The organism is Pelagibacterium sp. (assembly GCF_965249125.1).
GTDB lineage: Bacteria > Pseudomonadota > Alphaproteobacteria > Rhizobiales > Devosiaceae > Pelagibacterium.
In genome coordinates this window covers 1,574,174-1,596,899 of the sequence record NZ_OZ252217.1, presented here as the reverse complement: position 1 = coordinate 1,596,899, position 22,726 = coordinate 1,574,174, and the positions used below count along the sequence as shown (strand labels likewise).

Sequence of the window (22,726 nt, the reverse complement as noted above, 5' to 3'; positions counted from 1 at the left end):
GGGGCCATGACCTTGCGCAATCAATCTTCGCTCGAAGGGGCTTCTGCGCCGTCCTCGGGCTCCTCGCCCTCTTCGGGTTCCGGCTCGGTGATGCGCTCGACCGAGACCACCTTTTCGTCCGTGGCGGTCCGGAAAATGGTAACGCCCTGGCTCGAACGTCCCACAATGCGGATGCCATCGACCGGCACGCGGATCACCTGCCCACCATTGGTCACCAGCATGAGCTGGTTTTCCTCTTCCACCGGGAACGACCCGACCAGATTGCCGTTGCGGGCGTTTACCGCCATTGCGACGATGCCTTTGCCGCCTCGACCGGTCACCCGGTATTCGAAAGACGAGGTGCGCTTGCCAAAGCCCTTTTCCGATATGGTCAGAACGAATTGCTCGGCAGCGCTCATCTGCGCATAGCGATCCTGGTCGAGCGGGGCATCACCCGATGCCTCATCGTCGACTTCCGTGCCATCGTCGGTTTCGCCGCGCACCGCCCGGCTCATTTTGATATAGGCCGCACGTTCGTCGGCCGTGGCTGGGAAATTGCGCAGGATCGACATGGCGATAACTTCGTCGCCCTCTGCCAGATTGATCCCCCGCACGCCCGTCGAATCGCGGCCCTTGAACACACGCACATCGGTTATAGCAAACCGGATGCACTGGCCCTTGGCCGTGGTGATCAGGATGTCGTCGCTCTCGGAAGCGGTCTCGACGCCGACGATCCCGTCGCCCTCGTCGAGCTTCATGGCGATCTTGCCGTTCTGGCGCACTTCGACGAAGTCCGAGAGCTTGTTGCGGCGCACATTACCCGATTGGGTCACGAACATCACATCAAGGCTTGCCCAGCTTTCTTCGTCCTCGGGCAACGGCATGATCGAGGTGATGCGCTCGCCATCTTCGAGCGGCAGCATGTTGATCAGCGCCTTGCCGCGCGCCTGCGGCGCAGCGACCGGCAAACGCCACACCTTCATCTTGTAGACGATGCCACGCGAGGAGAAGAACAGAACCGGCGTGTGGGTATTGGCGACAAACAGCCTGGCGACGAAATCCTCGTCGCGCGTCGACATGCCCGAACGCCCCTTCCCGCCCCGGCGCTGCGCGCGATAAGTCGAAAGCGGCACGCGCTTGATGTAGCCAGCATGCGACACGGTCACCACCATGTCCTCGCGCGCGATGAGATCTTCATCGTCCAGATCGCCGGCGAATTCGTCGATCTGGGTCATACGCGGCGTCGCGTACTGTTCCTTGATCTCGGTCAGCTCGTCGCGAATGATCCCCAGAACCCGCTCGCGCGAGCGCAGGATATCGAGATAATCCTTGATCTGCTCGCCAAGCGCATTGAGCTCATCGCCGATTTCGTTCCGCCCAAGCGCGGTCAACCGCGACAGTGTCAGGGCCAGGATGGCGCGAGCCTGCTCGTCCGAGAGCTTGAAAGTGCCGTCATCGTTGATCTGGTGACGGGGATCGTCGATCAGCCCGATCAGATCCATGACGTCGGATGCCGGCCAGTCACGTTCCAAGAGCTTCTGGCGCGCCGTTGCAGGGTCCGGCGATGAGCGGATAAGCCGGATAACCTCATCCACATTATTCACGGCCACCAGCAGGCCCACCAGCACATGAGCGCGATCGCGGGCCTTGTTGAGCAGGAACCGCGTGCGGCGGGTTATCACCTCTTCGCGGAACCGCAAAAACGCCTGCAAGATCGACTGCAGGTTCATCAGCTCCGGCTTGCCGCCATTGAGCGCCACGAAATTGCAGCCGAACGAGGTCTGCAGCATCGAATAGCGATAGAGCTGGTTGAGCACGACATCGGCCACGGCATCACGCTTGATCTCGATGACCACCCGCATGCCCTGCCGGTCGGATTCGTCGCGAATATCGGCGATGCCTTCGATGCGCTTGTCGCGCACCATCTCGGCGATCTTTTCGATCATCGTCGCCTTGTTCACCTGATAGGGAATCTCGTGAACGATCAGCGCTTCGCGTTCCTTGCGCACCTCTTCGACGGTCACCCGGCCGCGCATCAGGACCGAACCGCGACCCGTCTCATAGGCAGACCGTATACCGGACTTGCCGATGATGATGCCCGCCGTCGGAAAATCCGGTCCGGGGATGATTTCCATCAACTCATCGACGGTAATGTCGGCATTGTCCATCATGGCCAGGCACGCGTCGATCACCTCGCCAAGATTGTGGCTGGGGATATTGGTGGCCATGCCCACGGCGATACCGCCGCCGCCATTGACGAGCAGGTTTGGAAACCGCGCCGGCAGAACCGTCGGTTCGCGCTCGCTCGCGTCGTAATTGTCACGGAAATCGACGGTATCCTTGTCGAGATCGTCGAGCAGCGACCCGGTGACCTTTTCCATGCGCGCTTCGGTGTAACGCATGGCGGCCGGCATATCGCCGTCGACCGAACCGAAGTTCCCCTGCCCGTCGATCAGCTTGACGCGCATCGAGAACGTCTGCGCCATGCGCACAAGGGACATATAGACAGCATCGTCCGAATGCGGGTGATATTTACCGATCACGTCACCGACCACGCGGGCCGACTTGCGATAGGGCTTGTTGTATTCGTAACCCTGCTCGTGCATCGAAAAAAGGATGCGACGATGCACGGGCTTGAGCCCGTCGCGCACGTCGGGCAGCGCCCGGCTCACAATCACGCTCATCGCGTAATCGAGGTAGGATTTGCGCATCTCGTCGGTTATCGAGATCGGGTGGATGTCGGAGGGCATTACGCTGCCCGCGTCATCTTCTGGCGTATCTGTCACGATGCTCGTTCTGCACTGATTCTGCTGGAACCGGGTTTAGTCGATTCCGGATGCAGATGCCAGTTTTCCGCGCCCCTTTGGCACCGCCCGGGCACAGTTTTATTCCCGATCGCCATCGATGACATCGATTACAGAAAAGGGGTTGCCGAAAATCGCACAATGGGTTGAATGACAGGCAACAACAATCCCGTTTTTGCGAGTGTGGATTTCGATGTCTGATCTGGCGACGTCCCGCGGCCCGATGCCGCTGTATTTCGGTATGCGCGGCGACCGTCTGGCGGTCTCGGCGCTGTTTCTGGTCAACGGTTTTCTTGTCGGCAGCTGGGCGCCCAAGATTCCGGTGCTCATGGCCCGGCTCGACATAACCGAATCCATCATGGGGCTGCTGATCCTTGCCTTCGGCCTTGGGTCGATCGCCATGATGCCGGTAATCGGAGCGCTCACGGCAAGGCACGGCTCGTCTCCGGTCCTCAAGCCCGCGACCCTTGCGCTCCTGCCAATGCTGTTCCTGCTTACCCTGGCACCGGAACTGATCACCACAGCGGCGGTCATTTTCGTGTTCGGCGGCCTTATCGGGGGCATGGACGTGGCCATGAACACAAATGCCGTCGCCGTCGAAAAGCGCATGAAGCGCGCCATCATGTCCTCATGCCATGGCTTCTGGAGCCTTGGCGCATTGCTTGGCGCCGCGCTGGGCGGCGTGCTGCTCGGATCGGTTGGGGAAATCGCTCACGGGCTCATCGTTACGGTTCTTGCAACCGTCGCCGCGCTTTTTGCACTCCCGCTCCTCGCCCAGGACCAGCCGACGCCCGAAGCCAAGGCGGCAACACCGCTCAAATTCCCCCGTTCGCCCCTGCCCTATCTCGTCGGCATCATGGCTCTGTTTGCGATGATCCCCGAAGGGGCCATTCTCGACTGGTCGGCGCTGTTTCTGCAGCAGGAACATGGGGCCAGCATCGAACTGGCAGCGCTCGGCTTTGCCGCATTTTCCGCCACCATGGCCATCATGCGCTTTGCTGGCGATGTCATCCGCCATCGCCTTGGCGCCGTCCTCACCCTCCGCATATGCGGAGGGTTTGCCCTTACAGGCATGGTTCTTGCCGCCCTGGCACCCGTCCCCGAACTGGCCATACTGGGCTTTGCCATCGCCGGTATCGGCATTTCCAACATCGTGCCCATCGCCTTTTCGGCCGCGGGAAACCTCCCCGGCATCCCCTCGGGCATCGGACTATCAATCGTTACGGTCATGGGCTATTCGGGAATTCTGGTTGCGCCCTCTGCAATCGGCTTCATCGCCGAACATACGGGATTCTCGCCCGTTCTGATGGGAACAGCCGCCCTGGTTCTGGTCACTCTGAGCCTGTCACGCCTGGCGCGCTACGCCAATTTCAGCGCGGAGTAGGCGGCGCGGAACCCACGCTGCCCTGACCCGTTCCCTGTTCGACTATCAAGCGAACAGGAGCCCACCATGCAGCAGATGGATTTCAACGTCGACAACAAGGTCTGGGTGCTCGTCGCCGACGGCGAAAAGGCCCTGTTCTTTGAAAACACCGGCACGCGAAAAACTCCGGTGTTTCAGGTGGTTCGCGAAATGGAGCAGGACAATCCGCCCACACGGGAGCAGGGCACGGACGCGCCCGGGCGCATGAATGATGCCGGCCCGGGCCAGAAAAGCGCCATGGAGCCCACCGACTGGCACCGGCTCGCCGAAGAGCGTTTCGCCAAGGACGCCGCCGACCTGCTCTACAAATACGCCAACGAAAACCGCTACAAGCAGATCGTTCTGTGCGCCGCACCCCGTGTTCTCGGTGAATTGCGCAAGGAACTGCACGCCATTGTCACCGACCGCGTCATCGGCGAAGTTCCCAAAACCCTGACCAATCATCCGGTGGATCAGATCGAACGGATTCTCAGCGCGAGTTAGGCACGGAGGCACATATGGGGCATCACGCGCACAATCCCTTTGCGCTCTCCTTGCGGGACTGGAAGCAGGTCGCAATCCATACCGTACAGACCATGAGCGAACGGGATATGTCCCTGCGATGCGCCGGCGTCGCGTTTTTCGGCTTCCTGTCGATCTTTCCCGCCATAGGCATTGTCGTGTCGCTGGTCGGCATTCTCGGCGACTATGATGCCCTGCGCGCCGAGATCGACAGGTTTTCCGACATCATGCCCACAATCGCCTATTCGCTCGTCGCCACCCAGCTCGATTCCTTCATGAATCAGGATCAGACGGGGTTCGGCGTCGGTCTGGCCATTTCGATCGTCGTCATTCTCTGGAGCAGTTCGCGCGGCGTCGATGCGCTTCTGCACGCAACGTCGGTGGCTTATGGCGAAACATCGGATCGCGGTTTTTTCGTCGGGATACTGGTGGCCTTCGCCACAACCGTCCTCGGGGCAATCTTTCTTGTCGTGGCCCTGACCCTGATCGCCGCAATTCCCATATTCACCCGTTTCTCCCCCTTCCCGGGCACCAGCGAACAGCTTGCCCTGCTGTTGCGCTGGCCGGCGCTTCTGGTTCTGGCCGTTGTCGCTTTCGCCCTGATTTACCGCTACGCGCTCAACCGCCGCGGCGCCAAATTGCGCTGGATCTGGCCCGGCGCAACATTGGCCGCCCTGATCTGGATCGTCGCCTGCCTGCTGTTTTCGCTCTACGTCGAGTATTTCGGCGAGTTCGAAGCGACGTTCGGCTCTCTGGCCGCGGCGGTGGTGATGCTATTCTGGATGTTTATCTCAGCGCAGATCTTCGTCTTCGGGGCCGCGCTGAACGCCGGCATCGAACTCCGGACCGCCGTCGACAGCACCATCGGCCCTGACCGCCCCATGGGGAAGCGGGGCGCCTACGTTGCCGACAATGTGGAGACCTAGAGCGCGTCCAGCAAAAGTGGAAACGGTTTTGCGGTTCGGACGCGCGACAAAACAAGGACTTAGATCGAATCCGCGATTCGAAGAAAAGCGGATTTGATCTAACCGGCCAGCACCTTGTCGAACACCTCCAGCGCATCGTCGATCTGCTTTTTGGTGATTACCAGGGGCGGCGCGATGCGGATGGTGTCGGTATGCGTGTCCTTGGCCAAAATGCCATGCTCCTTGAGCGTATGGCAGAATTTGCGGGCCCCGCCGGCTTCGGGATAAAGGTCAACGGCCAGCATCAGCCCTCGCCCCCTGACCGAACGGATATGGTTCGATTTGATGCCGGCCAGCCCGTCGAGGAAATAGGGCCCGAGCGCCGCGGCATTTTCAATCATGCCTTCCTCGGTCAGCACCCGAAGCGCGGCTCGCGCCACGGCACAGGCCAGCGGGTTGCCGCCAAAGGTCGAGCCATGCTGTCCCGGTTGGAGCACCCCCAGCACCTCGGAATTGGAAAGCACGGCGGACACCGGGTAAAACCCGCCCGACAGCGCCTTGCCCAGCAAGGTCACGTCGGCTTCGATCCCTTCATGCTGTTCGGCCAGCAGCTTTCCCGTGCGGCCCAGCCCGGTTTGAATTTCGTCTAATATAAGCGTCACATTATTCTCGGTGCACAGCTCCCGCACGCGCCGGAAATAGCCCTCGGGCGGAATGATAACCCCGGCCTCCCCCTGGATCGGCTCGACCAGAAACCCTACGGTATTCGGCGTGATCGCCCGTTCCAGCGCATCTGCATCGCCAAAGGCAATGACCTTGAACCCCGGAGCGAACGGCCCGAACCCGCCGCGCGCATCGGGGTCGGCAGAGAACCCGACGATTCCCATGGTCCGACCGTGGAAATTGTTGGCGCATACGATGATCTCGGCCTTGTCCTTTTCGACTCCCTTGACCTCATAACCCCATTTGCGAACGGCCTTTATGGCGCTTTCGACTGCCTCGGCCCCGGTATTCATCGGCAGTACCTTGTGCGACCCGGTCAGGTCCGCGATCTCCTGATAAAACAGGGCAAGTTGGTCGTTGTGGAAGGCCCGCGACGTCAGTGTGAGCTTTTTTGCCTGTTCGACCATCGCTTCGAAGATTTTGGGATGGCAGTGCCCCTGGTTGACCGCCGAATAGGCCGACAGGCAGTCGAGATATTGCTTGCCGTCCACATCATAGACGAACACGCCCTCGCCCCGCACCAGCGCCACATCGAGCGGCTTGTAATTGTGTGCGCCTAGCGTCTGCTCCAGCGCGATAAGATCCTCGGTCAGTGCCATTTTTCCCTCGATTATGCAGGTTGTGTCGGACGATCGAAAATGCGGCGCCCGAAGGCGCTCGCCGCAAGGTCCACCATCAGGCGCGCGCTCTTGCCCCGGTCGTCGAGAAACGGGTTCAGTTCGACAAGGTCGAGACTGACCAGCCGCCCGCACCGTCCCACCATCTCCATCGCCAGATGCGCCTCGCGCACCGTCGCGCCGCCCGGCACCGTGGTTCCAACTCCGGGCGCCAGATCGGGCTCGATGAAATCGACATCGAGGCTCACATGCAAAAGCGCGTCGTCAGCCTCGACCTCCTTGAGGATTCGCCGCAGGATCGCGGCGATCCCATGTTCGTCGATCTCGGCCATGTCGTTGACGTCGGCGCCCCGCGCCGCAAGCAGGTCGACCTCGGCCGGATCGATGGATCGCGCCCCCACCAGATGATACCGGCTTGCTGGCATCTTTGGGCACTCGAGCATACCGTCAAACCCGGGCTCGCCGCAAAAGAAGGCGGCCGGCATCCCGTGCATGTTCCCCGATGCCGAGGTCCGTGGCGTATTGAAATCGGCATGAGCATCCAGCCAGAGCACATGCAGCTTCTTCCCGATCCGGTCCGCGTGCCGCAGGGCAGCTGCCACCGAGCCGAACGACAGCGCATGATCCCCGCCCAGATAGACCGCTGTTCCCTCTGACAGTGCCGCCTCTCCGGCGTCGGCCAGCGCTCGGGCGAACCCGGTCACCTCAACGACATTGTGCGCCAGCCCTTCGAGGGCGAAATCGTTGCTTTCGGGCAAGACATCACCCCGATCGACAGCCGTGTGCCCCAGCCCCGACAAGGCATCCGCCAGCCCGGCAATACGCAGGGCTTTCGGCCCCATCGAACATCCCTGCCGCCCTGCCCCGGCTTCGACGGGCGCTCCGATCAGGGTGATTGTTCTGGGCTCCGGTCCACGCATGCGCTCTCGCCTCCAAAATGCTGGTGCCAGCATGCCCAAGCAATACGAAGACGAAAAGTTGCAAATCTGCGCAATGTGCAACTAACATTGACCATTCTGACAAGGATCACTGTACGAAATGCCAAACACCGACCCTCTCGACCGAAAAATCCTGTCGCTCCTGCGCGACGACGCACGCCTTCCCATCGCCAGCCTTGCCACAACCCTTGGCGTGTCCCGCACGACGGTCAGGGCCCGCATGGAGCGCATGGAAGCCAACGGCACCATCTCCGGCTATGGCGTCCGCCTCGGCCAACCCGACGACGCCGAGCGCGTCCGCGCCATAGCCATGATCGAGGTGGAAGGCCGCGGGACCGACAAGGTGGCCCGCGCCCTTTCCGGCCTTCCGCAGGTCCGGGCGCTCTACAGCACCAATGGGCGCTGGGACCTCGTCGCCGAAATCGAAAGTGCCTCGCTGCCCGAATTCGATTCGGTCCTCGGCGCCATCCGGTTGATCGAAGGTATCAGCCTCACCGAAACCAACATCCTCCTCGCCGCCCGCTTCCGACGCTGACTACCGTCCCGAGTTTCGCCCCGAGTGGACGCCGCTCGCGCAAGCCTTTACCAATTCACACGCACCTTTTCCTTGCGATTCGCCCGGAGGAGAAACCAAGTGTCGATCGGATTTGGCCTTGAGCGACTGGGGCTGCTGACCCTGCGTTTCCCCCGCATCATGGCTGTCGCGGTCCTCGCCTTCACGGCCCTTTGCACCTTTCAGCTCACCCGCTTCAACATCGATGGCGACCTGCTGCGCCTTTATCGCGGCTCGGGCATCGAATACGACCGCTACATGGCGCTGAACGAGAATTTCGGCACCTTCGAGAATGACGTTTACCTCCTGGTGCGTTCGGAAAACCTGACTGACCCCGAAATCCTCGAAGAACTCCGCTTTCTAGGCTTTGAACTCGAACTCAACGAATTTGCCGCCGGCACCATGTCGCCCTTCTCCCTGCGCCGCCCGGCCGAAGGCGGCGCCTCGGTGCCCGCCGTTCCCGAGGGCATGCAGACCCGCGAGCGGGTAGCCTCCGCCCTGAACGATCTGCGCGTCAACGATCCGCTGATGAGCAATCTCATTCTCGCCGGCAACGCGGGCATGGTAATGATCATGTTCCCCGATCCCCAGGTCGCCGCCGAACGCGGTGACGAGGCCATGCTCGCATCGATGCGCGAACTGATGGCGGCCTATGAGAGCGAGGACATTCATCTCGAATTGACCGGTCCCGCCGTCTGGAAACAGGAGATCCTTAACGCCTCGCGCTTCGACCAGATCATGTTCATGCTCGCCGGCGTGGCACTCGGCTTTTTTACGGCCTTCTTGAGCTTTCGCACCTTCTGGGGCGCTCTGATCGCAACGCTCACCCCCGTCGTCACCGCATTCTGGGTCACCGGCATGACCATACTGGTGTTCGGCAGCTTCACCTTTCTCACCAACATCGTCTCGGCGCTGGTGCTGGTCATCGCATTCGCCGAAAGCATGTATTTCGTGCTTTACTGGATGCGCACCGGCGGTGTCGGAATGGATCAGCGCCAGGCGCTTGTCGAAACCGTTCGCAAGGTCAGTCCGGCCTGTGCCCTCACCGCCATCACCACGATTATCGCCTTTGCCAGCCTTACCCTTGCCCCGGGGCAGGGCCTGCGCGAATTTGCCATCTCCGGCGCGCTCGGCATGGCACTGGCCTTTCTCGCGCTCGTCACCTTCCTGCCCCTGTCGCTGCTGCTCGCCATGCGGCTGGGGTTCAGGATGCGCAAAACCCCGTCCGTGGCCCTGACGGCCCCCATTCCCTTCATCCGGCGCATGGCGCGCGTCGCGCCGCGTCAGGCCGCCATCGCCGCCATTGTGTTCGTGGGGCTGCTGCTCATCCCGCATTTCCTGCTCGAATCGCGGTTCCGGTTCCAGGATTTCCTGCCCAGCAACAGCGATGCCATCGCTACAAGCGAGCAGATCGATGCCGGCGTCGGTGGCGTGGCCCCCGTCTATATTCGCATTCCGCTCCAGGGCGGCCTCACCGAAATGACCGACGGCGATTTCGCTACGGTCGAGCGCGTTCACGAGATCGCCGAAAACCATTTCGGCGCCGGCAAGGTCATCTCGGCCGCAAGTTTCCGGCACTATTCCGATCTGGGCTTTTCCCGCGAGCGCATCTTCGAGGCCGTCGGCCCGTTCCTGCGCCAGCGCTTTGTGACCGACGACGGCATGCAGGCATTGGTGACCGCCTTTTCCCCCACCTCCGAGAATGCGCATCAGACAGTGGCCGTCATCGAAGCGGTTCGCGCCGACCTCGAAACCGCCGGCATAGAAGGCGCCGAAATATCCGGTTTCCGAGTTCTCACCGCCTATGCCAGCCTCGATATGATCGCCACCCTCCAGATCAGCCTCATGCTCGCCGTGTTCTTGTCGGTCGTCCTGATCGGCATTGCCTTCCGCTCCTGGAGGCTGGCGCTGGTCTCGCTCATTCCCAACAGCCTGCCCATCCTTTTGACCGAATTGTTCCTCTATTCATCGGGAATTCACCTGCAACTGACGACTGTCATTTCCCTGACCATCGCCTTTGGAATCGCCGTCGATGACACGATCCATTTTCTCGCTCATTATGCCCGGGCACGCGAACGGGGGGAAAGCGTGGCCAAGGCAGTCGATACCACCCTCGACAGGGTTGGTCCGGCCCTGATCGCCACCACCCTGATCCTGATCGCCGGATGTGCCGTGCTCACGGTTTCGGTTCTGCCCCAGGTCGCCCTGTTCGGCTTTTTGACCGTCATCACGCTTTTGGCGGCACTGATCGGCGATTTGATCGTCCTGCCCGCGCTGCTCATCGGCGGAGCCATGATATTTGCCAGATGGAGACACCGAAAAAATGAAATTCCTGCCTGAAGCGTTGCCGGCACGCCTGATGAGCTGCGCTATCGCGCTTGCCAGCCTGCCGCTTTCCGGCCCGGCCCTTGCGGCCCAGGAAGATATCGACCTGCTCAAGAGCTATGTGGGCGATTGGCGCGGCCGGGGTTCGGCGGTGCTGGCCTCCACCGGCCAGGAGGAAACCGTCGTCTGTCGCATGAGTGTCCATGACGCCGGCGCGGCCCGCGTTACCTTCGATGGCCGTTGCTCCCTCGCCGGCCGTACCATCGCCGTGGCCGGCACCATGATCTGGAATGAAGAAGCCGGCCAGTATGAGGCGGCAATGTCCTCGGTCGCCAGCTTTCAAGGCGTTGCCATCGGCCGCCGCAGCGGCGACAGCATCGATTTCGAACTGCTCAACCGCAACGCCGAAGGCAAGGAATACCGGATCGAGGCCGCAATGGCCCTGCTCGACGCGCAGATCGGCATGGATTTCCAGATCACCGATCTTTCGACGGGCGGCGTGACCACAGCCCGGGTGCCATTCGCGCAATAGAGCCGCATCTGCTTAGCCTGCCCCAAGCAAACATTGAAAGAAAAAGGCGCCTCACGGCGCCTTTTGCAATCAGAACGGAATGTCGTCGTCCATGCCGCCCGGCTCGAAAGCCGGCGCGCTTGACGGCCGGCCGCGGTTTTCGACCTGCCGGCTGCCGCCATATCCGCCGCTGTCGCGATCCCCGCCGCCCTCGCCGCGCCCGTCGAGCATGGTCAGTGTCGAATTGAACCCCTGCAGCACGATCTCGGTCGTATACTGGTCCTGGCCGTCCTTTTCCCATTTCCGGGTCTGGAGCTGGCCCTCGATATAAACCTTGGAGCCCTTCTTGAGATAGTTCTGGGCCACCTTGGCCAGCCCCTCGCTGAAGATCACCACCCGGTGCCATTCGGTCTTCTCGCGCGGTTCGCCCGAATTCCGATCGCGCCAGCGCTCCGAGGTCGCTATGCGCAGATTGACCACGGGGTTGCCATTGGGCAGCGACCGCACTTCGGGGTCGGCCCCCAGATTGCCGACCAGAATAACCTTGTTCACGCTTCCCGACATATTCGCCTTCCTGTCTCTTGTCCGCCGGGCCAAAGCCCGGCCAGTCACGTTAAGCGCACTATATAGCCATCACCGGCAAAAGTTCAGCGCCAGCCCGCTCTATGCACAATTCCTTTGTTCTAATTTTGTTCTACATAAATGCGATATGTCAAGCTTGACGGAATCCAATTCGTTCCTATTATGTTCCATCACATTGCTGCCCTGCGCAAGCTGGCCTTGCAGGCAGCCGATGTTGTGCTTAAGTGAACCGGACGCCTCCCGCGCCCGTTAAGAGCTTTGTTGTCGGCCCCGCCGGCCCGCTATCCTTGGATATTCGCCCATGAATGACATTTCCAATCCCAATCGCGACATCGTCATCCGGGGTGCCAAGGAGCACAATCTTAAAAATATCGACGTCCGGCTGCCCCGCGACAAGCTGATCGTGATGACCGGGCTTTCGGGTTCCGGCAAATCCTCGCTCGCCTTCGATACCATCTATGCCGAGGGCCAGCGCCGCTATGTCGAAAGCCTTTCGGCCTATGCGCGCCAGTTCCTCGAAATGATGCAAAAGCCCGATGTCGAAAGCATCGAGGGGCTTTCGCCCGCCATTTCCATCGAGCAGAAAACCACCTCGCGCAATCCGCGTTCGACGGTCGGCACCGTCACCGAGATCTACGATTATCTCCGCCTGCTGTTCGCCCGCGTCGGCATCCCCTATTCCCCGGCCACAGGCCTCCCCATCGAAAGCCAGACCGTCTCCCAGATGGTCGACAAGGTCATGGCGCTCGAGGAGGGCACCCGTCTTTACCTGCTGGCGCCCATCGTGCGCGGCCGCAAGGGTGAGTACCGCAAGGAACTCGCCGAACTGATGAAAAAGGGCTTCCAGCGGGTCAAGATCGATGGCGCGTTTTACGAGATCGAGGAGGCGCCCGCCCTCGACAAGAAGCTCAAGCACGATATCGAGGTTGTCGTCGACCGCATCGTGGTCAATGGCGACATCGCCGGCCGCCTTGCGGAAAGTTTCGAAACGGCGCTGCGGCTGGCCGATGGCATCGCGCTGACCGAATACGCAGACCAGACCGAGGAAGACGGCGGTCCCAAGCGCCTGACCTTCTCGGAAAAATTCGCCTGCCCGGTCTCCGGCTTTACCATTGCGGAAATCGAGCCACGCCTGTTCTCCTTTAACAACCCCTTCGGGGCCTGTCCGGTCTGCTCCGGGCTTGGCACCGAAGCCAAGATCGATCCCGATCTCGTGGTCCCCGATGGTTCGCTTTCTTTGCGTGACGGCGCCATCCAGCCCTGGTCGAAAACCTCGTCGCCCTATTATCTGCAGACCCTTCAGGCCGTCACCCGGCACTTCAAGGCATCGACCGGCACCGCCTGGCAGGATTTGCCGTTCGAGGTCCAGCACGCCATCCTGTTCGGCACCGACAAGACCAAGATCGAATTCATCTATGACGATGGCTTGCGCAAATATTCGACGCAGAAGCCGTTCGAGGGGGTTATCGGCAATCTCGAACGCCGCTATCGCGAAACCGAATCATCGGCGGCGCGCGAGGATATCGAGCGCTACATGTCGGCGGCCCCCTGCCCGGCCTGTGATGGCTATCGCCTCAAGCCCGAAGCGCTGGCGGTCAAGATCCATGGCCGTCACATCGGCCAGGTGTCCGAGTTGTCCATCAAGGGTGCCGCCGATTGGTTTGCCGAACTGCCCAGCCACCTCAACCAGACCCAGTCGGCAATCGGCGAGCGCATCCTTAAGGAAATCCGCGACCGGCTGGCTTTCCTCAACGATGTCGGCCTGCAATATTTGACACTCTCGCGCAATTCGGGCTCGCTTTCGGGTGGTGAAAGCCAGCGTATCCGCCTCGCCAGCCAGATTGGCTCAGGGCTGACGGGTGTCCTTTACGTCCTCGACGAACCCTCAATCGGCCTGCACCAGCGCGACAATGCGCGCCTGCTCGAAACGCTTCGCCGCCTTCGCGACCTGGGCAACACAGTGATCGTTGTCGAGCATGACGAGGACGCTATTCTCACAGCCGATCATGTGCTCGATATCGGACCGGGAGCCGGTGTGCATGGCGGCCAGATCATTGCGCAGGGCACCCCCGACGATGTCCTTTCCCACCCCGACAGCCTCACCGGCCAATATCTCTCGGGCCGCATGGGCATCCCCGTGCCCGCCGAGCGCCGCAAGGCCAAAAAGGGCCGCCAGCTCTCGCTCAAGGGCGCGACCGGCAACAACCTCAAAAATGTCTCCGTCGACATTCCGCTCGGCATGTTCGTGGCCATCACCGGCGTATCGGGCGGCGGCAAGTCCACCCTGACCGTCGATACGCTCTATCAGGCCATCGCCCGGCGCCTTAACGGTGCGCGTTTGCACCCTGCCCCTCATGAAAGCCTGACCGGGCTCGAATTGCTCGACAAGGTCATCGACATCGACCAGAGCCCCATCGGGCGCACGCCGCGCTCCAATCCCGCCACCTATACGGGCGCTTTCACCCACATCCGTGAGTGGTTCGCCAACATGCCTGAATCCAAGGCACGCGGTTACGGTCCGGGGCGTTTTTCGTTCAACGTCAAGGGTGGCCGCTGCGAGGCGTGCCAGGGCGATGGCGTCATCAAGATCGAGATGCACTTCCTCCCCGACGTCTATGTGACCTGCGACGTTTGCAAGGGCCATCGCTACAACCGCGAAACCCTCGAAGTCCAGTTCAAGGGCAAGTCGATTTCCGACGTTCTCGACATGACAGTCGATGAAGGCGCCGAGTTCTTTTCCGCGGTGCCTGTCATCCGCGACAAGCTCGTCACCCTTCAGCGGGTCGGTCTGGGCTACGTCAAGATCGGCCAGCAGGCGACCACCCTTTCGGGCGGCGAGGCGCAGCGCGTCAAGCTGGCCAAGGAACTGTCCAAGCGCGCCACCGGCCGCACACTCTACGTGCTCGACGAGCCGACCACAGGCCTGCACTTTCACGACGTCGCCAAATTGCTCGAGGTGCTCCAGCAGCTTGTCGATACCGGAAACACCGTCATCGTCATCGAGCACAATCTTGAAGTGATCAAGACGGCCGACTGGATCATCGACCTTGGCCCCGAGGGCGGCGATGGCGGCGGCGAGATCGTGGCCGTCGGCACCCCCGAACAGGTTGCACAAAGCCCCCGCTCGCACACCGGCCACTTCCTCAAGGAAATCATGGAACGCCGACCCTTGCGCATGACTGCCGCTCAATAGCAACTGGCCCTGCAGCCAGTGCCATGCGCCCCGTGCAAGGGCGGCGTGCGCGCGGCCCGATAACGAACCGTCATGATTCGTGCCTATGGTTGGTCCGTGCAAACAGCCTGCATGGAGGTTTCCATGTTCGTCCGTATCGCCTGGAAGCAATCGATGCCCTCGGGCACAGACCCGCGGAGCTTGCGCCGAATAGCCCCCGTTCCCCGGCGCGGCTGCGAGGATCTGGAAATCCCCCTTCGGGATTTCACCAAGATGACCAAGGGCCTTTTCGATCGCCACGACTGATCCGGCATCAGGCTGCGCCCGATGATGAGTCATCGGGCGCAGCCAACTCCTTTCTGTCCCCGGAAACCCTGGTTTCTCCAGCCATGCGAAAACCGCATGGCCGAAATGAGCAAATCCCTAGTACAAAGGTCGTCTTTAAGGGCCTATATCCCGGTCATCGAAACGAAAGGAACATCACATGGGTATTCGCAAGACTTTGCAGAAGTGGTCGGCTTACCAGCAGACGGTTCGCGAACTGAATTCGCTTGGCAACCGTGAGCTCAACGACCTCGGCATCACCCGCGGCGATATCGAACGCATCGCTCGCGATCATGCCAGCCAGCTTTAAGTTTCAGACGACCTCCAACGTCCGAGCACGAAAAAGGCATCCTTGATCGGGATGCCTTTTTTGATTCACGATGCCGGACGGGCGCGCAATTCTTCGTACGAGATGCAGACTGTCTTTTCAAAAACCGGCCGCGCCTTGAGCCTCTCGTGCCAGGCCTTTACGCCGGGAAGCGACGGCAACTCGACGCCCAGCGTCGTCAGTCGAAAAAGCGACACACCGGCCACGATGTCGGCATAGCTGAAGGCCGCGCCCGCCAGGTAGTCCGTCGCCTCAAGCTGCTCATTCATCATTTTCAGTGCCGCGACCGTCTCCTTGAGCGCGCCGGCGATCGCTTCCTTGTCGTGCCGTTCGGGCAGAACCCGCACGATCAGGCCGAACAGCCTTATCCAGCGCGGCTGAAAGGTCGTGGCCGTCCAGTCCGTCCACTGATCGATGGGCGCGCGGCCTTTCGGGTCGGCGGACCACAATTTCTCACCACCGAACGCCGCCGCGACATAGCGCACCACGGCGTGGCTTTCCCACACGGTCAGATCTCCATGCTGAAGCACCGGCACCAGTCGATTGGGGTTCATTGCCCCGAATTCGGGCGTGTCCAACCCACCGAACCGGCCTCCCACTTCCCGCAACTCGAACGGCACGCCGGTCTCTTCAAGCGCCCAGCGCGCCTTTTGCAGATTGGCCGAGCTCGCCCGTCCCCAAAGTATCAAATCCGTCATCAAAAGCTCATCCGTTAAGCAAGCGTGAATCGCTGCACCCAATAGTCATGCAGATCATGCAAGGCGGCAATGACCAATCGCCATCTGCACATCGGCACCGATTCTCACTAGCTAAAGGGGCGTAAAACGAAAGGAGACAAAAATGGACATTCGCAAGACTTTCAAGCGTTGGTCGGCCTACCAGCAGACGGTTCGTGAACTCAACGCCCTCGGCAATCGCGAACTGAGCGACCTCGGTATCGCCCGCTCGGACATCCAGCGCATTGCTCGCGACCATGCCAGCGCGCTCTAACCGCACTGGCCGCAACAATTATACAGTCTGAAGGGCGCTCTTTGTCGGAGCGCTCTTTTTCTTTGCCTCGCGTTAGCCCGCTGGAACATCGGCCCGGCAGATCCGTTCTCCCTTTCTCCAAAAAAGAAAGGGAAAGTCATGCAAGACCTGCAAGGCAAATCCATCGCGCTTCTTGCCACCAGCGGTTTCGAACAGTCCGAACTCGAAGTCCCGCGTGACAGGCTCCGCAGCGCCGGCGCCACCGTTCATGTGATCTCGCTCGAACCCGGTCAGATCAAGGGCTGGGACAAGAATGACTGGGGCCGCCCCGTCGACGTCGACAAGACACTCGACAGCGTTTCGGCCGACGATTACGACGCCATTGTTCTCCCCGGCGGCCAGATCAATCCCGACCTGCTGCGCGTCGAGCAGAAGGCCCTCGATTTCATCTCGAAATTCTGGTCCGACAGCAAGGTCGTCGCGGCCATCTGCCATGCCCCCTGGCTGCTTGCCGAAACCGGCATCGCCAGAGGCCGCAAGATGACATCCTATCCTTCGGTCAAAACCGACCTCATCAATGCCGGAGCCCAGTGGGAAGACAGCCCCGTCGTCACCGATCAGGGGCTTGTCACCAGCCGCAATCCCGGCGATCTCGATGCCTTCTGCGAAAAGATCGCCGAAGAGATCAACGAAGGCCGGCACGAGCGCCGCGCCGCCTGATACGGCCCCGTGACCAAACGCAGCGCGCGGCAGTCTTGGATTGCCGCGCGCTTTTCGTCTATAGCCATGCCAACTCTATAAACGGATGGTGTCATGGCGAAAATTCATGTGATCGGTGGCGGTCTGGCCGGGTCGGAAGCAGCTTGGCAGGCGGCCCAGGCCGGCGTCGACGTTGTGCTGCATGAAATGCGCCCGGTCAAACCTACCGACGCGCACCATACCGACGGCTTTGCCGAACTTGTGTGCTCGAACAGCTTCCGCTCCGACGATCACGAACACAACGCCGTTGGCCTTCTCCACGAGGAAATGCGCCGCGCCAACTCCCTCATCATGGCCTGCGCCGACAAATGCGCCCTGCCCGCCGGTGGTGCGCTGGCTGTCGATCGTGACGGCTTTTCCCAGCAAGTCACCGAGGCGCTGGAGGCTCATCCCCGCATCACGATCGCCCGCGAGGAGGTCGCCGGCCTCCCCCCCGCCGAATGGGACAATGTCATCGTCGCGACTGGCCCGCTCACCTCGCCCGCCCTCGCCGCCGCCATCCAGCAATTGACCGGCGAGGATTCGCTCGCCTTTTTCGACGCCATCGCCCCGATCATCCATTACGACAGCATCGATCTCGATATCGTCTGGGCCCAGTCGCGCTACGACAAGCCCGGCCCGGCCGGCACCGGCGCGGACTATCTCAACTGCCCGATGACCCAAGACCAGTACAACGCCTTCATCGACGCCCTGCTGTCAGCCCCGCTGCACCAGTTCAAGGATTGGGAGATCGTCCCCTATTTCGATGGCTGCCTGCCCATCGAGGTGATGGCCGAACGCGGCCGCGAAACCCTGCGTTTCGGCCCCATGAAGCCGGTTGGTCTCACCAATCCGCGCCATCCGGAAACCAAGCCCTACGCGGTCATCCAGCTCCGCCAGGACAACGCGCTCGGCACGCTCTGGAACATGGTTGGTTTCCAGACCAAGATGCGCTACGGCGTGCAGACCGAAATCTTCCGCATGATCCCTGGGCTTGAGAACGCCCAGTTTGCCCGGCTCGGCGGGCTGCACCGCAACACCTTCCTCAATTCCCCCAAAGTGCTCGGCCCCGACCTCAAGCTCAAGGCCGATCCGCGCCTGCGGTTCGCCGGCCAGGTCACAGGCGTCGAAGGCTATGTGGAAAGCGCCGCCATGGGCCTGATCTGCGGTCGACTTTCGGCGGCAGAGGCCAAAGGCGAAACACCGGTCCTGCCGCCCGCCACAACGGCGTTCGGGGCGCTGATCGCCCACATCACCGGCGGTCACATCGAATCTGAATCCTATTCCGGCGCCCGCAGCTTCCAGCCCATGAACGTCAATTTCGGCTTGTTTCCGCCGGTCGAAATCAAAAAGCCCGAAGGCCTTAAAGGCCGCTGGCGTGGACCCGACAAGGCCAAAGCCAAGAAAAAAGCATTCACCACCCGCGCGCTTGAAGACCTGGCCAGTTGGCTCTAAAGCTCATCTGGCGTGCCGCAGCGCCCACCAGATGACAGACGAGAGGCGACGAAACGCCGACGGCGCTGGCAGCGCATTGAAGGGACGACCGATTTGCCGGGCCAGCGCCCTGATGTCTGCCCGGACCAGCGCCAGGCTGGCAAATGCCGGTTTGATGCCGGCATCCATCCCGGCTATGGCGCAAGCCGCCTTGTCCGCATGCGTCTGTGCCAGTTCGCCGGCCTGCGTCAGCGCCGCGCGCAATTCGTCGCTGTCCTTGCCCGCGTAAATATCGGCCTCGCGAACCCCGTGTGCAGTAAACAGCGCCAGCGGCAGAAACAGCTGACTGCGCGAGGCGTTGTAGCCAAAGGCCCGCACATGGCCCGCCAGCGCCTGCGCCACGCCCAAATGCCCTGCTGCGTCTGCCGCGGCATCCACCGGCCCCCCGGCAAGAATCATCGCCGCATATTGGTAAAGCACCGAAACGGTTTCACCGGCATAGCCCTCGAACTGGCCGATATCGGGCATCGGGTCGTGATAAAGATCGAACCGCCGCGCCGCCAATAGCCGCAGCAGGGGCCCGCTGGGCAACCCATAGCGTTCGAGCGTTTTGAACAACGCGTCCGCCACCGGATTGCTGACGATGGCCCCATGGCCTTCGCCTTCGATGGCATCGACCCACCATTGGAGCCGGATTTCGCCCGGTGTCGGCTCTGAAACCCGCTCCCGGATTGCGGCAATCTCGGCGGAAAAGGCAAAAATCGATTGCACCGCCGCACGGTGCTCCGCCGGTATGACCAGGCTCGCGGCATAGCGATCCCGGTCGAGTTCGCGCAACTGGTCCGCCGCAAGCGCAAAGCTGTCGCTCATCTAGCGGGCCTTTTCGACACTGATCAGCGCCGCGCCAACCGCCCGGTTTTCGGCCAGCAACACATTGTAGGTCCTGATCGCGCTGCCCGTCGAAACCGCCTCGACGATGACACTGCGCTCGCGCAGCGCCGTTCTTATTTCGGGTGTGATCGCCGCGATCTCGGGCCCGAGCCCGATCAGCAGCACATCGATACTGTCCGCACTATCGATCACCCGCGCCAGCGAGGCCAGCGTCAGATCGGCCGCGGCCTCGACCTCCCAGGCATACATCCCCGAAGGCAGGCAGATCAGCGAACCCCTGTGCGACATTTCCGCAAACCGGAAACCACCGTCGCCATAGGCGTCGATGGTCGCCTGATAGGGATAGTGCCCCTGACCTGCTTCCCAGGCCACGGGCTCTAGACCGCGGCGCCGTCGGCGCGGCGCTCAGGCTTGGGTTTGTCGGTGACTTCGGTTTCCGCGCGTGTTTTCACGCCCAGATAGAGCAGGATGGGCGCCGATACGAAAATCGAGGAATATGTGCCCACGAACACGCCCCAGGCCATGGCCAGCGTGAAGCTGCGGATCACCTCGCCGCCGAAAATCACCAGCGCGATCAGCGCCAGCGCCGTCGTGCCGCCGGTCAGGATGGTCCGCGTCAGCGTCTGGTTGAGCGACATATTGATGATTTCGGTAAGGGTGATCCGCTTGTATTTGGCCAGATTCTCGCGAATCCGATCATAAATCACCACAGTGTCGTTAAGCGAATAGCCGATCACCGTCAGCACAGCCGCGATACTCGATAGATTGAACTCAAGCTGGAGCAACGCAAACAGCCCCACGGTCAGAATGACATCGTGAACCAGCGCCAGAATGGCGCCGACACTGAACTGCCATTCAAAACGCAGCCAGACATAGATGACGATACCCACCATCGCGACCAGAATGCCCACGATGCCGTTGAAGGCCAGCTCGGAAGAAACCGTGCCGCTCACCGCTTCGGTGCGGCGCACCTCATAGTCTTCGGCAACCGCGTCGGTTACCTGCTGCACGGCTGCTTGCTGCGCCGTCTCGTCGCCATCCTGCGTGCCGATGCGCACCAGAACGTCGGACGGCGAGCCGAACTCCTGGACCTGCACTTCGCCGATCTCGAGATCTCCGAGCCGCGTGCGCAGATCGCCGATATCGGCTTCCCCGTCATTGGCCTGCAATTCGATGGCGCTGCCGCCGGTGAAATCGATGCCCAGATTGAGCCCGCGCGTCGCTTCCAGCGCCACCGTGCTCACCAGCAGCACCAGCGTGAAGGCAAAGCCGAACTTGCGCCAGCTCATGAAGGGCAGCTTGGGCTCGAGCGGAAGAAAACGCTCGAGAATATTGACCTTCAATGTCTTGGGACGACGGTTCTGGAACCAGGTGTTCACAAGCAGCTGCGTCACCAGATACGCGGTGAACATCGTGGTCAGAACACCGATGGCCAGCGTCACCGCAAAGCCCTGCACGGGTCCCGAACCCAAAAAGAACAGCACAACCGCGGCGATCAGCGTCGTGACGTTGGCGTCGACGATTGTCGTCATGGCTCGCTTGAAGCCCGAATCGATCGCTTGGAACGGAGATCGCCCGGCCCCCAGTTCCTCGCGTATGCGCTCGAAAATCAGCACGTTGGAATCGACGGCCATGCCGACCGTCAAGACGATACCGGCGATGCCCGGCAATGTCAGTGTCGCCCCCAGCGTCGAAAGCGCCGCCAGGATCATGCCGATATTGAGCACCAGCGCGATATTGGCAAACACCCCGAACAGCCCATAGGCCGCCAGCATGAACAGCACCACGCCCGCCGTGCCGATCAGACCCGCGGTAACACCGGCATTGATCGAATCCGCGCCAAGGCTCGGGCCCACGGTGCGCTCTTCAACCACGTCCAGCGTCGCCGGGAGCGCGCCTGCGCGGAGCAGGACCGCAAGATCGCTCGCCGACTCGGAGGTGAAATTGCCTGAAATCTGGCCCGTGCCGCCCGTGATGGGCTGCTGGATTGTCGGCGCTGTGATCACCTGGCCGTCGAGCACGATGGCAAAGCGCCGCCCGACATTAGCCGATGTGATTTCGCCAAAGGTAATTGCACCCTGCGTGTTGAACCGGAACGAGACGACCGGTCGGCTGTTCTGGTCAAAGGACGGCTGCGCGTCCACCAGTTCCTCGCCGCCAATCGCCACGTCCTCATAGAGCAGTTCGTCGAACCCGTCGGTGCTTGGCACGATCATCGTCCCTGCCGGCAGCCCCTGCGTTTGCGCCTGCGCCGCGCTCATCGAGGGGTAAACCAGATGGAACGTCAGCCGCGCCGTCTGGCTGATGAGGTCCTTAAGACGCTCGGAATCGCCAAAACCGGGCACCTGCACCAGTATCCGGTCCTCGCCCTGGCGCTGGATGATCGGCTCGGTGGTTCCCACCTCGTCGATACGGCTGCGGATCACCTCGAGCGATTGCGCGACCAGCGAGGACATGCGGCTCGAAATGGCATCCTCGGTCAGGGTAATGAGGATGCGGCCACCCGTCGTCGCAATTTCAATCTCGGGCACCGACGTTCCGCCACCGAAAATCCCGCCATCGACCGGCTGCGCGAGCGGCTCAAGCGTCTGACGCGCCGCGTCGAGCTGGCTCGGGTCGGTCAATTCGACATTGAGCGCCGCGCCGTCGGTCGTGATCAGGCTTCCGATACCGGCCTCGATCAACATGGCGCGCGCATCGCGCCGAATGTCGCTGATCCGCCCCTCGACGATGTCGTCGCGGTTGACCTGCAACAATAGGTGCGACCCGCCCTGCAGATCGAGACCGAGCACGATTTCCTGCTTGGGCAGCCAGTCCGGCAAGCCGGCCCGCGTCTGCTCACTGAGGAAATTGGGCAAGACCGCCATGACGCTGAGCAGCGTCACCAAAAGAACGGCAATGGTCCGGAATGGCGGGAACTTCATGGGAAACCTTCGTTTTTAATGGTCCATAGCGCCGACGCTCAACGCGCCGGCGCTACCGGATTCGCGTTCGCAAGGCACGCCCTTG

Annotated in this window: 19 protein-coding genes; 11 read left to right on the top strand and 8 right to left on the bottom strand. The window is 61.6% G+C overall.

Going from position 1 to position 22,726, the window contains the following annotated elements:
• Nucleotides 1-20: 20 nt before the first annotated feature.
• Nucleotides 21-2,729: a DNA gyrase subunit A gene (gene gyrA, locus ACP148_RS07855; protein ID WP_421950889.1), complete on the bottom strand. Its 2,709-nt coding sequence runs from the start codon at nucleotides 2,727-2,729 to the stop codon at nucleotides 21-23.
• Between the two features lie 247 nt (nucleotides 2,730-2,976).
• Between gyrA and ACP148_RS07850 the strand changes: the two genes are divergently transcribed.
• The 3 genes from ACP148_RS07850 to ACP148_RS07840 all read left to right on the top strand — a co-directional run bounded on the left by ACP148_RS07850 (nucleotide 2,977) and on the right by ACP148_RS07840 (nucleotide 5,633).
• The gene (locus ACP148_RS07850) at nucleotides 2,977-4,167 is read left to right on the top strand and encodes an MFS transporter (RefSeq protein ID WP_421950372.1); all 1,191 of its coding nucleotides are present in this window, start codon (nucleotides 2,977-2,979) and stop codon (nucleotides 4,165-4,167) included.
• A gap of 66 nt (nucleotides 4,168-4,233) precedes the next feature.
• Nucleotides 4,234-4,689 carry a host attachment protein gene (locus tag ACP148_RS07845; protein WP_421950371.1) on the top strand — a complete coding sequence of 152 codons (456 nt, stop codon included), beginning with the start codon at nucleotides 4,234-4,236 and terminating at the stop codon, nucleotides 4,687-4,689.
• A 14-nt stretch (nucleotides 4,690-4,703) separates the two neighbouring features.
• Nucleotides 4,704-5,633: a YihY/virulence factor BrkB family protein gene (locus ACP148_RS07840; RefSeq protein WP_421950370.1), complete on the top strand. Its 930-nt coding sequence runs from the start codon at nucleotides 4,704-4,706 to the stop codon at nucleotides 5,631-5,633.
• A 98-nt stretch (nucleotides 5,634-5,731) separates the two neighbouring features.
• On the opposite strand, the gene rocD is transcribed toward ACP148_RS07840, so the two are convergent.
• Nucleotides 5,732-6,934 carry an ornithine--oxo-acid transaminase gene (gene rocD / locus ACP148_RS07835; protein ID WP_421950369.1) on the bottom strand — a complete coding sequence of 401 codons (1,203 nt, stop codon included), beginning with the start codon at nucleotides 6,932-6,934 and terminating at the stop codon, nucleotides 5,732-5,734.
• 11 nt (nucleotides 6,935-6,945) lie between these two features.
• Nucleotides 6,946-7,872: an arginase gene (gene rocF, locus ACP148_RS07830; RefSeq protein ID WP_421950368.1), complete on the bottom strand. Its 927-nt coding sequence runs from the start codon at nucleotides 7,870-7,872 to the stop codon at nucleotides 6,946-6,948.
• Between the two features lie 118 nt (nucleotides 7,873-7,990).
• Here rocF and ACP148_RS07825 point away from each other — a divergent pair, with 118 nt between their 5' ends.
• From ACP148_RS07825 to ACP148_RS07815, 3 genes are all read left to right on the top strand, one after another.
• Nucleotides 7,991-8,425, top strand: coding sequence for an Lrp/AsnC family transcriptional regulator (locus ACP148_RS07825; protein WP_421950367.1), 435 nt, complete (start codon nucleotides 7,991-7,993; stop codon nucleotides 8,423-8,425).
• A 99-nt stretch (nucleotides 8,426-8,524) separates the two neighbouring features.
• Nucleotides 8,525-10,783 carry an efflux RND transporter permease subunit gene (locus tag ACP148_RS07820; protein ID WP_421950366.1) on the top strand — a complete coding sequence of 753 codons (2,259 nt, stop codon included), beginning with the start codon at nucleotides 8,525-8,527 and terminating at the stop codon, nucleotides 10,781-10,783.
• Nucleotides 10,767-11,300 carry a hypothetical protein gene (locus ACP148_RS07815; protein ID WP_421950365.1) on the top strand — a complete coding sequence of 178 codons (534 nt, stop codon included), beginning with the start codon at nucleotides 10,767-10,769 and terminating at the stop codon, nucleotides 11,298-11,300. The genes ACP148_RS07820 and ACP148_RS07815 overlap by 17 nt, the downstream gene beginning before the upstream one ends.
• Before the next feature lie 69 nt (nucleotides 11,301-11,369).
• Here ACP148_RS07815 and ssb read toward each other — a convergent pair whose 3' ends face one another.
• The gene (ssb, locus tag ACP148_RS07810; protein WP_264224192.1) at nucleotides 11,370-11,843 is read right to left on the bottom strand and encodes a single-stranded DNA-binding protein; all 474 of its coding nucleotides are present in this window, start codon (nucleotides 11,841-11,843) and stop codon (nucleotides 11,370-11,372) included.
• 319 nt (nucleotides 11,844-12,162) lie between these two features.
• On the opposite strand from ssb, the gene uvrA reads away from it, so the two are divergent.
• Nucleotides 12,163-15,054 carry an excinuclease ABC subunit UvrA gene (gene uvrA / locus ACP148_RS07805; RefSeq protein WP_421950364.1) on the top strand — a complete coding sequence of 964 codons (2,892 nt, stop codon included), beginning with the start codon at nucleotides 12,163-12,165 and terminating at the stop codon, nucleotides 15,052-15,054.
• 463 nt (nucleotides 15,055-15,517) lie between these two features.
• The gene (locus ACP148_RS07800) at nucleotides 15,518-15,667 is read left to right on the top strand and encodes a DUF1127 domain-containing protein (protein ID WP_421950363.1); all 150 of its coding nucleotides are present in this window, start codon (nucleotides 15,518-15,520) and stop codon (nucleotides 15,665-15,667) included.
• A 65-nt stretch (nucleotides 15,668-15,732) separates the two neighbouring features.
• On the opposite strand, the gene ACP148_RS07795 is transcribed toward ACP148_RS07800, so the two are convergent.
• Nucleotides 15,733-16,383 carry a glutathione S-transferase family protein gene (locus ACP148_RS07795; protein WP_421950362.1) on the bottom strand — a complete coding sequence of 217 codons (651 nt, stop codon included), beginning with the start codon at nucleotides 16,381-16,383 and terminating at the stop codon, nucleotides 15,733-15,735.
• Nucleotides 16,384-16,525: 142 nt separating this feature from the next.
• Between ACP148_RS07795 and ACP148_RS07790 the strand changes: the two genes are divergently transcribed.
• The 3 genes from ACP148_RS07790 to trmFO all read left to right on the top strand — a co-directional run bounded on the left by ACP148_RS07790 (nucleotide 16,526) and on the right by trmFO (nucleotide 18,847).
• Nucleotides 16,526-16,675, top strand: a complete 150-nt coding sequence (locus tag ACP148_RS07790; protein ID WP_014130631.1) for a DUF1127 domain-containing protein — start codon at nucleotides 16,526-16,528, stop codon at nucleotides 16,673-16,675.
• A 138-nt stretch (nucleotides 16,676-16,813) separates the two neighbouring features.
• On the top strand, nucleotides 16,814-17,374 hold the full coding sequence (locus ACP148_RS07785) for a type 1 glutamine amidotransferase domain-containing protein (RefSeq protein ID WP_421950361.1): 561 nt from the start codon (nucleotides 16,814-16,816) through the stop codon (nucleotides 17,372-17,374).
• Nucleotides 17,375-17,467: 93 nt separating this feature from the next.
• Nucleotides 17,468-18,847 carry a methylenetetrahydrofolate--tRNA-(uracil(54)-C(5))-methyltransferase (FADH(2)-oxidizing) TrmFO gene (trmFO, locus tag ACP148_RS07780; protein WP_421950360.1) on the top strand — a complete coding sequence of 460 codons (1,380 nt, stop codon included), beginning with the start codon at nucleotides 17,468-17,470 and terminating at the stop codon, nucleotides 18,845-18,847.
• A 3-nt stretch (nucleotides 18,848-18,850) separates the two neighbouring features.
• On the opposite strand, the gene ACP148_RS07775 is transcribed toward trmFO, so the two are convergent.
• The 3 genes from ACP148_RS07775 to secD are packed head-to-tail and all read right to left on the bottom strand — an operon-like array spanning nucleotide 18,851 to nucleotide 22,641.
• Nucleotides 18,851-19,696 (bottom strand): phytoene/squalene synthase family protein, encoded by an 846-nt coding sequence (locus tag ACP148_RS07775; protein WP_421950359.1) that lies wholly within the window; start codon nucleotides 19,694-19,696, stop codon nucleotides 18,851-18,853.
• The gene (locus ACP148_RS07770) at nucleotides 19,697-20,089 is read right to left on the bottom strand and encodes an Mth938-like domain-containing protein (protein ID WP_421950358.1); all 393 of its coding nucleotides are present in this window, start codon (nucleotides 20,087-20,089) and stop codon (nucleotides 19,697-19,699) included.
• A 5-nt stretch (nucleotides 20,090-20,094) separates the two neighbouring features.
• Complete coding sequence (gene secD / locus ACP148_RS07765) at nucleotides 20,095-22,641, bottom strand: protein translocase subunit SecD (RefSeq protein ID WP_421950357.1); 2,547 nt, start codon at nucleotides 22,639-22,641, stop codon at nucleotides 20,095-20,097.
• Nucleotides 22,642-22,726: the final 85 nt, after the last annotated feature.

Excerpts from the sequence above, each read along its gene's own strand:
- gyrA (WP_421950889.1), bottom strand. The coding sequence starts at position 2,729 with ATGCCCTCCGACATCCACCCGATCTCGATAACCGACGAGATGCGCAAA.
- ACP148_RS07850 (WP_421950372.1), top strand. The coding sequence starts at position 2,977 with ATGTCTGATCTGGCGACGTCCCGCGGCCCGATGCCGCTGTATTTCGGT.
- ACP148_RS07845 (WP_421950371.1), top strand. The coding sequence starts at position 4,234 with ATGCAGCAGATGGATTTCAACGTCGACAACAAGGTCTGGGTGCTCGTC.
- ACP148_RS07840 (WP_421950370.1), top strand. The coding sequence starts at position 4,704 with ATGGGGCATCACGCGCACAATCCCTTTGCGCTCTCCTTGCGGGACTGG.
- rocD (WP_421950369.1), bottom strand. The coding sequence starts at position 6,934 with ATGGCACTGACCGAGGATCTTATCGCGCTGGAGCAGACGCTAGGCGCA.
- rocF (WP_421950368.1), bottom strand. The coding sequence starts at position 7,872 with ATGCGTGGACCGGAGCCCAGAACAATCACCCTGATCGGAGCGCCCGTC.
- ACP148_RS07825 (WP_421950367.1), top strand. The coding sequence starts at position 7,991 with ATGCCAAACACCGACCCTCTCGACCGAAAAATCCTGTCGCTCCTGCGC.
- ACP148_RS07815 (WP_421950365.1), top strand. The coding sequence starts at position 10,767 with ATGAAATTCCTGCCTGAAGCGTTGCCGGCACGCCTGATGAGCTGCGCT.
- ssb (WP_264224192.1), bottom strand. The coding sequence starts at position 11,843 with ATGTCGGGAAGCGTGAACAAGGTTATTCTGGTCGGCAATCTGGGGGCC.
- uvrA (WP_421950364.1), top strand. The coding sequence starts at position 12,163 with ATGAATGACATTTCCAATCCCAATCGCGACATCGTCATCCGGGGTGCC.
- ACP148_RS07800 (WP_421950363.1), top strand. The coding sequence starts at position 15,518 with ATGGGTATTCGCAAGACTTTGCAGAAGTGGTCGGCTTACCAGCAGACG.
- ACP148_RS07795 (WP_421950362.1), bottom strand. The coding sequence starts at position 16,383 with ATGACGGATTTGATACTTTGGGGACGGGCGAGCTCGGCCAATCTGCAA.
- ACP148_RS07790 (WP_014130631.1), top strand. The coding sequence starts at position 16,526 with ATGGACATTCGCAAGACTTTCAAGCGTTGGTCGGCCTACCAGCAGACG.
- ACP148_RS07785 (WP_421950361.1), top strand. The coding sequence starts at position 16,814 with ATGCAAGACCTGCAAGGCAAATCCATCGCGCTTCTTGCCACCAGCGGT.
- trmFO (WP_421950360.1), top strand. The coding sequence starts at position 17,468 with ATGGCGAAAATTCATGTGATCGGTGGCGGTCTGGCCGGGTCGGAAGCA.
- ACP148_RS07775 (WP_421950359.1), bottom strand. The coding sequence starts at position 19,696 with ATGAGCGACAGCTTTGCGCTTGCGGCGGACCAGTTGCGCGAACTCGAC.
- secD (WP_421950357.1), bottom strand. The coding sequence starts at position 22,641 with ATGAAGTTCCCGCCATTCCGGACCATTGCCGTTCTTTTGGTGACGCTG.